At 76.4% G+C, this 9,670-nt stretch carries 8 protein-coding genes; 2 read left to right on the plus strand and 6 right to left on the minus strand.

Annotated elements, in window-relative coordinates:
- Nucleotides 1–163 precede the first annotated feature (163 nt).
- The gene (locus ACFV6D_RS06180; RefSeq protein ID WP_279634937.1) at nt 164–298 is read left to right on the plus strand and encodes a hypothetical protein; all 135 of its coding nucleotides are present in this window, start codon (nt 164–166) and stop codon (nt 296–298) included.
- Nucleotides 295–1,509, plus strand: coding sequence for a methyltransferase domain-containing protein (locus tag ACFV6D_RS06185; RefSeq protein ID WP_380558661.1), 1,215 nt, complete (start codon nt 295–297; stop codon nt 1,507–1,509). The genes ACFV6D_RS06180 and ACFV6D_RS06185 overlap by 4 nt, the downstream gene beginning before the upstream one ends.
- Nucleotides 1,510–1,604: 95 nt before the next feature.
- Here ACFV6D_RS06185 and ACFV6D_RS06190 read toward each other — a convergent pair whose 3' ends face one another.
- The 6 genes from ACFV6D_RS06190 to ACFV6D_RS06215 form a co-directional block, all read right to left on the minus strand.
- Nucleotides 1,605–2,549 (minus strand): bifunctional riboflavin kinase/FAD synthetase, encoded by a 945-nt coding sequence (locus ACFV6D_RS06190; RefSeq protein ID WP_063347618.1) that lies wholly within the window; start codon nt 2,547–2,549, stop codon nt 1,605–1,607.
- A 65-nt stretch (nt 2,550–2,614) separates the two neighbouring features.
- Nucleotides 2,615–6,235 carry a serine protease gene (locus ACFV6D_RS06195; protein WP_380558664.1) on the minus strand — a complete coding sequence of 1,207 codons (3,621 nt, stop codon included), beginning with the start codon at nt 6,233–6,235 and terminating at the stop codon, nt 2,615–2,617.
- Nucleotides 6,236–6,550: 315 nt separating this feature from the next.
- Entirely contained in the window at nt 6,551–7,480 is a 930-nt protein-coding gene (truB, locus tag ACFV6D_RS06200) for a tRNA pseudouridine(55) synthase TruB (RefSeq protein WP_380380904.1), read from the minus strand.
- A gap of 34 nt (nt 7,481–7,514) precedes the next feature.
- Complete coding sequence (locus tag ACFV6D_RS06205; protein ID WP_380346383.1) at nt 7,515–8,618, minus strand: bifunctional oligoribonuclease/PAP phosphatase NrnA; 1,104 nt, start codon at nt 8,616–8,618, stop codon at nt 7,515–7,517.
- Between the two features lie 2 nt (nt 8,619–8,620).
- Nucleotides 8,621–9,061, minus strand: a complete 441-nt coding sequence (gene rbfA / locus ACFV6D_RS06210; protein WP_063347621.1) for a 30S ribosome-binding factor RbfA — start codon at nt 9,059–9,061, stop codon at nt 8,621–8,623.
- Nucleotides 9,062–9,214: 153 nt separating this feature from the next.
- Nucleotides 9,215–9,511, minus strand: a complete 297-nt coding sequence (locus ACFV6D_RS06215) for a DUF503 domain-containing protein (protein ID WP_063347622.1) — start codon at nt 9,509–9,511, stop codon at nt 9,215–9,217.
- Nucleotides 9,512–9,670 lie beyond the last annotated feature (159 nt).

Consider the following 9,670-nt stretch of genomic DNA (forward strand, 5'->3'; position numbering starts at 1 on the left):
GGCGGGGGGCGCGCCCGCCTGGGGTGGGCCCGCGGGGGCGTCTTGACTGACCCGGCCGGCGGCCGTGTTCTTTAAACACCCACCAACCCACCCGCCCCCCCGCGCGCGGGCCGGGGGGCCGCGGACGGGATCACCAACGCTCATCGACGCTCAAGGAGGAAGCATGGGTTGGGGAACCGACAAGCCCAGCGGCGGCAAGCACGGCGGAAAGAAGGACCCCGGCACGAGCAAGCCGTCCCCCGACGGACAGAACCCGGCGCCCGACCCGAAGCACAAGAAGGACGAGGGCGACAAGTGACGGACCCTGTGCATCGACCGGAGCAGGCCGCCGTGCGCGGCCTGCTCCGGGCCGTCGGCGAAGCGCTCGACGGCCCTGCCCCTCGCGAGTGGCAGGAGGCGATCGAGGCGGTCCCGCGCCATCGCTTCCTCCCCGAGCGGATCTGGCTGGAGGACGACCGGGGCGGCTACGAGCCCTGCGACCTCTCGACCGACCACCAGCGCTGGTTCGAGGCGGCCTACGCCGACGCCCCCGTCGTCACCCAGGTCAACGACGGCCAGGCATCGGCCGATCCGCCCGACCCGGCCGACGTTTGGCCCTCCTCCTCCGCCTCCGCCCCCTCGATCGTCGTCCGCATGCTCCGCGACCTCGACGTCCGGCCCGGAATGAACGTCCTGGAGATCGGCACCGGCACCGGCTGGAACGCGGCCCTGCTCGCTCACCGCCTCGGCTCCGGATGCGTCACCTCGATCGAGATCGACTCCGAGGTCTCCGAGCAGGCGTGGGCGTCCCTGAACGCGGCGGGCCTCGACGTGGACCTGATCTGCGGAGACGGCTCCCTGGGCCGGCCCCGACGTCAGCCGTACGACCGGATCGTCTCCACCTGTTCGGTCCGCCGCGTGCCCTGGGCCTGGATCGAGCAGACCCGGCCCGGAGGCATCGTCCTCACCCCCTGGGACACCCCCCTGCTCTGCTGGGGGCTGCTCAAGCTCACCGTCGAACGCGACCTGGCTCAGGGACGCTTCAGCCCTCACTCCGCGTTCATGCTGATGCGCAACCAGCGGCAGGACCTGCGGATCTTCCGCGATGTCGTCCGCGACGACCACGTACCGAAGGAATCCGAAACCACGCTGCCGCCGTGGAGCATCACGGGCGACCGCTGGGAGGCCCGGTTCGCCCTCGGCCTGCGGCTGGGCGACGTGTGGACCGCCTGGGAGGACGAGCCGGGCGTCGACGGCGTCGCCGCCCGGCTCTGGGTCGCCACCACCGATGCCCGTTCGTGGGCGGCCGTCGACCACGACGGCCGCCCGGGCGAACGCTTCACCGTCTGGCAGCACGGCCCTCGTCGGCTCTGGGACGAAATCGAAGCCGCCCAGCGCTGGTGGGAGGAGAACGACCGCCCGGCACCCCAGCGCTTCGGGCTCACCGTCACCGCGGAGAGGCAGTGGGCCTGGCTGGACCGACCCGCCCAACCCGTCCGGGTGCTCGACCGCGAGGAGCTGCCCCGGTGAGCCCACCGCCACCGCCCCCCGGCCCCCCCCCCCGGTTTGCGGCCGACGGCCCCGCCGACCAGGTCGGCGGGCCCTTCCCCGTGCTGCGGCAGTGCTCAGACGCCGTCGGTCAGCTCGCGGGCCTGCTTGACGTCGTCGGCCATCCGGTCGAGCAGCGCGTCGATGGAGTCGAACTTCTCCATCCCGCGCAGGTAGGCCAGGAAGTCCACGGCCACGTGCAGCCCGTACAGGTCCAGGCCGACCCGGTCGATGGCGTACGCCTCGACGGTGCGGGCGGTGCCGTCGAAGGTCGGGTTGGTGCCGACCGAGATGGCGGCGGGCATGCGCTCGCCGTCGGCGGTCAGCCAGCCCGCGTACACGCCGTCGGCCGGGATCGCGCTGTGCGGCACGGTCTCGACGTTGGCGGTCGGGTAACCGAGCTCACGGCCGCGCTGCGCGCCGCGCACCACCACGCCCTCGACCCGGTGCGGGCGGCCCAGCACCTCGCCGGCGCCGGCCATGTCCCCGGTCGCGACCAGCCGCCGGGTCAGGGTGGAGGAGAACGGCTCGCCGGACCCGGCCGCGCCGCTCACCTGGAGGTCGACCACCTCGACGTCGAAGCCGGCCGAGCGGCCCAGCTCGGTGAGCAGCGCGACGTCCCCGGCGGCCCGGTGCCCGAAGCGGAAGTTGGGGCCCTCGATGACGGCCCGGGCGTGCAGGGCGTCGACCAGGACCTGCTGGACGAAGGTCTCCGGCGACTCCTGGGACAGCTCCGGGGTGAACGGCAGCACCAGCACCGCGTCCACGCCGAGGCCCGCGATCAGCTCGGCGCGGCGCGCCTGCGGGGCGAGCAGCGGCGGGTGGCTGCCCGGGCGGATGACCTCGCGCGGGTGCGGGTCGAAGGTCACCACCACCGCGGGGAGGCCGAGTTCGCGGGCCCGCTCGACCGCCCGACCGATGATCAGCTGATGCCCGCGGTGCACCCCGTCGAACGAGCCGATGGTGACGACGCTGCGTCCCCAGTCAGCGGGGATCTCCTCCAGGCCACGCCAGCGCTGCACCCTGACCGCTCCTTGTTCCGTACGGCGCGTACCCTCTGTACGCTCAAACGCTCAAACCCGAACCCCTATAGCGTGCCATGCGCCTGCTCCTGCTCCGGCACCGGAATGCGGGTTGGGCGCACCGGCGGGTGCGCGGCCCGCCCGGGCACGGTCCGCTCCGCCTCGGCGGCCGCGTACTGCGGGTCGCGGCCGGCCGCCGCCAGGGCCCGCATCCGGGCCAGCCGGGGCCCGTCCGGCGCGGTCGGGGCGGCGTCCCGCGGCCACTGGGCGAGCAGCTGCGCGAACGCCGCCGAGCGGCCGGCGCAGCGCACCAGCAGTTCGTCCGCGGCCGGCAGGCCGGGCGTCGCCCGGGCCAGCACCGCGCGGGCCCGGGCCGGATTCTCGGCCGCGCAGTGCTCGGCCAGCCGCTCCACGGCCGCGGTCAGCACCGCCGGGTCGGTCTCGATGGCGAGCAGGGTGTCCAGCAGTTCACAGCGCAGCGCGTCCGCCGCCGGGTCGGCCACCGGGACGGACAGCACCTGGGCGAACGGCCGCCGCACGCCCGCCGCCCGGACGGCCAGCGCGCCGCCGAGCAGCACCCGCAGCTCCAGCCGGGCGGCCGGGCCGCCGGTCGCGGCGCGCTCCAGGCGGCGGCCCAGGTAGTCGACGGCGACCGGGCCGGCCAGCGCCGGGTGCTCGCGCAGCAGCCGGGCGGCGAGTTCGGCGCCCCGCCGGGTGGCCACCGGGGTGCGGGCGTCGGCGAGCATCCGCAGGGTCTCGGCGGCGGCCGCGCCGGGGGCCGCCAGCCGGTCGGCGAGCGCGGCCAGGACGGGTTCCGGGTCGCTCTCCAGGGCGGGGGCCAGCGCCCTGGGGGTGAGGAAGGCGTCGCCGCCCGCCCGGTGCAGGGCCAGCGCGGCGGGGAGGTGCTCGGCCCTGGTCGCCGGGTCGCCGACCAGCAGGGCGAGGGCGGCGCCGTGCAGGCCCGGTTCGTCCTCGCGGGCGAGCAGGGTCAGCGCGGTGAACCGCAGCAGTCCGGCGGCGGCACCGACGGCGTGCGGGGCGGCGTGCAGGGCGTGCACAGCGGCGGCGACGTGCCGCTCGGGCCGCCCGTCGTGGCTCCAGCGGTCCACCGCCCGGCAGAGCGCGGAGGGTTCCTCGGTGGCGAGCACGGTGAGCAGCGCGTCCGCCCTCGGGTGCGCGGCGTCGGCCAGAGCGTCGGCCAACTCGTCCAGGGCGAGCCGGCGGTGGGCGTGCAGCAGGTCGTGGGCGAGGTCGGCGACGGTGTGCCCGGGGCGGCCGGGCAGGCCGCGCGGATCGTCGAACCAGGCGCAGAGCAGCGGGAACACCGCGACGGGGTCGGCGCGCAGCCGCTCGGCCACCGCGCCGAGGAACGGCTGCCCTGGCCCGTCGGCGGCCACCAGGCGGCGCAGCAGGGCGAGTTCGGCCTCGGCGGGCAGGCCGAGGCCGGTCCAGAACGCCGGGCCGAACGCGCCGAGCCCGTCCGCCGGGAGCGCGTCCAACCCGCCTTCGGCGACCGCCCGTTCGGCGATCCGCCCGGCCAACTGGTCGAGCAGCGCCCGGTGTTCGGCCGGATCGGGGCTGGCGGCCAGCCCGGCGGTGAGCAGCCGGCCCGCCCACCAGGCCGGTTCGCTGCCGGGCGGGCGCAGGTCCAGGGCGCGCCAGAGCCGGTGCAGCCACGGGTCCAGGGCGGGTGCGCCCCAGGTCTCGGCCAGTCGGCGCAGCGCGGCGGCGACCGGGCCGATCCGGTGCCGGGGGACGCCGCGCGGGGGGCCCTGCGCAGGCGCGCCCGCCAGCCCGTTCGCGGGCGAGGACGGCGTGTCCGCGGCCTCGCCGAGCAGCAGCCGCAGCGCGGCGTCCAGGTCCAGGTGCAGGCCCTGCAGCCAGTCCGCGAACTCCCCGTGCGCGAACCGGAATCCGGGCCCGGCCGGGACGAAAAGGCCCTCGGCGAGGACGGCCGTGGCCCAGCCGCCGGCCGCCGGGAACAGCTCCTCGAAGACGGCCCGGCCCAGCCCGCCCGGCCCGGCGCCGAGCATCCGCCGGGCCGCCTCGTGCACCCGTCCGGCCACCGCGGCCGCCAGCCGCCGCACCCGCCCGTGGGAGGGCCCGGCCGGGCGGGCGGAACTCCGGCGGTGGGCGCCCGGGCGGCGCTGCCGGCCGTCCTCGGCCAGCCGCCGGGCCACCCGCAGGCAGCGCAGGTCCAGGTAGGCGGCGAACAGTTCGCCCCGGCGGCCCGGCTCCCCGCGCAGGCCCTCCGCCCACAGCTCGCCGGCCAGCCGGACGGCCAGCGGGTGCCGCGCGTCGGCGTCGGCCGGCCAGCCCGGCGGCAGCCCGTAGCGGCGGCGCACCCGCTCGGCCGCCTCGGCGGGGAGCGGGCCGAGCCGGTGCCCGGCGAGGCTGGGGGCGCCCGGGCCGCCGCCGTCCATCCGGACGGTGGGGGCGCTGGCCAGGTCGCCGTCCGGCTCCGGCGGGTCCGGGTACCGGGCGGGGCCGGGGCCGCTGCCCCACTTCTCGGCCGCCAGCCGCACCCAGGCCTCCTCGCCGCAGGCGGTCAGCAGCCGCGCCCCGCAGCCGGTCAGCCAGTCCCCCGCGCCGCGCAGCCAGCGCGGGTCCAGCGGCGCCGGGGCCTCCTCGGGGCCGTCCAGGACCACCAGCAGCGGCCGCCCGGCCGCCGCGCACAGCGCCGCCACCGGTTCCGGCGCGGGCGCCGGGGTGCCCAGCTCGGCCGCGACGGCGGCCAGGGCCCGTTCCACCGGGGCGGCGAGCGAGCGGTCCTCGGCGCGCAGGTCGGCGCCGCGCAGCCAGAGGGTGGGCAGCGGCCGGGCGCCGCCGGCGCGGCGGGCGGCGAGGGCGGCGAGTTCGGTGGAGCGCCCGCTGCCGGGGGCGCCGACCAGCGCGGTGACGGTGGCCTGCGGCTCGTCCCCGGCCAGTCCGTCGGGCCGGTCGACCCGGTCGGCGGCGAGCCCGGCGACCCGGTCCGGGCCGGCCCCCGCAGCGGCCAGCTGGGCGGCGGTCAGCCGCAGCACGCCGGCCAGGTTGAGCGCGGGCCCGTAGCCGGGCACGGCCGCGCCGTTGCGCGCCAGCAGTTCGGCCAACGCCGGGGCGACCGCGACCGCGCCGCCGCCGGCCGGCACCGCCGGGAGCGCGCCGCCGTGCTGCGGCCCGCGCAGCGCGGGCACGGCCAGGGCCACCACGGCGCCGCTGCGGGCGTCCAGCACCGGCGAGCCGGCCGGCACCGCGACGCCGGCGACCACCGGCGGGTCGAGCAGCAGCACCCCGCCGACCCCGCCGTACCCGGCCCCGGCGGCACCCAGCAGACCGCAACGCAGCGCCACCACGCGCCCGTCCTCGCCGGCCAGCGCGGGCAGCAGCACCTCGCGCCCGGCCCCGAGGGCCGCGACGGGCAGCGGCGGCACGGGCAGCCCGCCGACCGCGTCGGTGCGCAGCAGGGCGAGCCCGTGCCCGGGCAGCGGCAGTACGGCGTCCGGGCCCAGCACCCTGGTCTGCCCGCCGGGGGTGTGCAGGACGATCCGGTCCAGGCCGGTGACGCTCTCGTGGGCGGTGAGGACGGTGCCCTGCGGGTCGGCGACGAACCCTAAGCCGTGCAGTCGCCCGTTGAGGTCGCGGATCCGCAGCAGGTACCGCCCCGGGTCTCCCGCCACGCCGTCGCCGTCCAGGAATCCCGGCATTCGCACTGCCCTCCCCGCAGGCCGGACGGCCCGGGGGCGGGCTCGTCACGGCGACCTGCTCGCCGTCGGGGAGCCTGCCCGCCCGGGAGGCGGCCCCACCGCGCCTGCGCCGCTCACCACGGGCGTTCACCTCGCGCGCTCCCCCGGGCGGGTGACCCGTCCCCTCGCCGGAACGAACCTCCGGACCTCACCCGGAACCCCGGACCTCGCCGAAACACCCCCCGAACGAGCGAAACCCCTCCCGGGACGACTCCCGAACGGGCGAAACCCCCGCCGGAAGACTCCCGACGGGGGTGACGCGTGCGCTGCGGGGCGTCAGCCGACGAAGACCGCGACCGGCTTCGCCTGCCCGCCAGTCTCCTCGACCAGCGCGAGGAAGCGCCCGTCCGGCCCGAACACCGCGATCGGCCCGTCCACGCCCAGCCCGGGCGCCTTGAGCCGGGCGCCGTGCGACAGCTTCTCCGCCTGCGACTCGTCCAGGTCCCAGCGCGGGAAGGCGGCGGCCGCGGCCTCCCCTATCGGCAGCACCTGCAGCCCCGCCGGGGACTCGCCGGTGACCGCGGCCTCCAGCTGCTCCAGGGTGTGCGCCGACTCCACCGAGTACGGCCCGACCCTGGTGCGCCGCAGCGCGGTGAGGTGGCCGCCGACGCCGAGCCCGGCGCCCAGGTCGCGGGCCAGCGCCCGGATGTAGGTGCCGGAGGAGCACTCGACGGTCACGTCCAGGTCGATCACCGGCGTGCCGTCCTCGGCGAGCGCCGCGCGCTGTGCGTGCACGGTGAAGGAGTGGATCGTGGTGGGCCGGGCCGCGAGCTCGAAGTCCTCGCCCTCGCGCACCCGCGCGTACGACCGCTTGCCGTCGATCTTGATCGCGCTGACCTTGGAGGGCACCTGCATGATCTCGCCGGTGAGCGCGGCGATCCCGGCGTCGATCGCCTCCCTGGTCACCCCGTCGGCCGGGGCGGACGCGGTGACCTCGCCCTCCCGGTCGTCGGTGACGGTGGTCTGGCCGAGCCGGATGGTCGCCTCGTACGTCTTGGCGGTGAGCATCAGGTGGCCGAGCAGCCGGGTGGCCCGCTCGACGCCGATCACCAGCACGCCGGTGGCCATCGGGTCGAGCGTGCCGGCGTGCCCGACCTTCCGCGTCCCGGCCAGCCATCGCAGCTTGGCGACGACCCCGTGGGAGGTGATGCCCTCGGGCTTGTCGACGATCACCAGGCCGTCCGGGCCGGTGCCTTTGCGCTTCATCAAGTTCTTTCTCTAAAAAGCGGTCAAGAGATGATCAACGTACCGGTCGCAGCGCGCTCCGGAACCGTTCGACCACCGCGGCCACGTCCTCCCGGGCGCTGAACCCGGCCGCGAAGACGTGCCCGCCGCCACCCAGCTCGGCGCAGGCGGCGGCGACGTCCACCGCGCCCTTGGAACGCGAGGAGCCCCGCAGCGTGCCGTCCGGGTCCTGCTTGAGCACCAGCGCCACCTCGGCCTCGGCCGGGCGGCGCAGGATGTCGATCAGCCCCTCGATCTCCTCGACCGTGACGCTGAACAGCACCAGGTCCTGGTACGGCACCCAGGTCCACACCAGGCCCAGCCCGCCGGCCGCGTCCGGCTCGTAGACGGCCCGGTCGAGCGCGCCTGCGAGCACCTTGAGGTAACCGAAGGAGGAGGTGTCCCACAGCTGCCGGGAGATCAGGTCGTGCCGGATGCCGGTGGCCAGCAGCCGCCCGGCGAGTTCGTGGGTGGCGGGCGTGGTGGCCCGGTACTTGAACGAACCGGTGTCGGTGGCGACGCCGGTGTACAGGCAGGTGGCCAGGTCCTGGTCGAGTTCGACGCCGAGCCGGCGCAGCAGTTCGTCGACCAGGACGGCGGTGGCCGGCGCGGTCGGGTCGATCAGCTGGTGGGTGCCGAAGCCCGGATTGGAGGCGTGGTGGTCGATCACCACCAGCACCGGCGCGGCGAAGGCCTTGCCGTGCAGCAGGCCGAGCCGGCTCTCCGCGGCCACGTCGAAGCAGAGCACCAGCTCGGGGACGTCCGGCACCTCGGCGGCCGGCACGATCAGCTCCTGGCCGGGCAGGAAGGCCAGCGACTCGGGCACGATCTGCGGGTCGTCGCCGAAGGAGACCCGCACCCGCTTGCCGAGCCCGCGCAGCGCCAGCGCGGCCGCCAACGAGGAGCCCAGGGCGTCGCCGTCCGGGCAGATGTGGCAGATCAGGTCGATCGACCGGGCCCGCCCGATCTCCGCCACCACCTGCTGCCAGAGCAGCTCGAAACCGCTCTCCTCGGTGCGCGGCCCCGGGAGCGCCACGAGGGCGTCCTCCACCGTGCTGGTGGAAGACGCCCCCGTGGTCGAACCGGCTCGCGAGGCGGCCTTCGCCGGCTCACCCGCCATGACTACTCGTCCTCGTCGTCACGCTCGGCCGCCGGAACCTTGTACGGGTCCGCCTCGCCGGCGTAGGTCGCGCCCGCGGCGGTGGTGCGCACCGCCGCGTCGATGGCCTTGGCCCGGTCGAGCAGGTCGTCGATGTTCCGGGCGTTGTCCGGCAGCGCGTCCGCGACGAAGGTCAGCGTCGGGGTGAAACGCACCCCGATCTTGCCGACCTCGGAGCGGATCACGCCCTTGGCGCTCTCCAGCGCTGCGGCCGTGGCCTCGCGCTCGGTCTCGTCGCCGAAGACGGTGTAGAAGACGGTGGCCTCGCGCAGATCCCCGGTCACCCGGGTGTCGGTGATGGTCACGAACCCCAGTCGCGGGTCCTTGACCCGCCGCTCCAGGGTCTGGGCGACGACCACCTGGATGCGGTCGGCGAGCTTGCGCGCCCTTGCGGTGTCGGTCACGTTGCCTCCTCGTGCAGTGGGTCCGGCATTCGGGTGAGCTGCGCACCCTTCGGGGCCCACGCCCCAAAGTACCGGCCCGCGCCCGGCCTTGCGGGCGCTCTGGGTCCTGATCCGTGTGAGAACGGCGACTTCCGCCGACCGCCTCCACGGCTCTCATTCATCGTCGTCGTTGTGGTACCTCCTCCTCGCGGAGAGGAGCTGCACCTCGGGGCGGCCGGCGACCAACCGCTCACAGCTGTCCAGGATCTCGGTGACGTAGCCGGCATCGCCGGCCACCACCGCGAGGCCGATCTCGGCCCTGCGGTGCAGATCCTGGTTCCCGGTCTCGGCAGCGCACACGCTGTACTTGCGCTGCAGTTCGGCCACGATGGGCCGCACGATCGAACGCTTCTCCTTGAGCGAGTGGACGTCGCCCAACAGCAGGTCGAAGGTGAGTGTTCCCACGAACATGTATGACAGGTCTCGCCGACCTGGAAGGCCTCGGGGGGGGGGGGCCCCCCCCGGGGGGCGGGGGGGGGGGGGGGGCGCGGGGGCGGTGTGGGCGGGGGGGGGAATGTAAAACCCCCCCCCGACAACCCCGCTCCGCGGGGGGGGGGGGGGGGCGGGACA

Source organism: Kitasatospora sp. NPDC059812, from assembly GCF_042732075.1.
In the GTDB taxonomy this organism is placed as follows: domain Bacteria; phylum Actinomycetota; class Actinomycetes; order Streptomycetales; family Streptomycetaceae; genus Kitasatospora.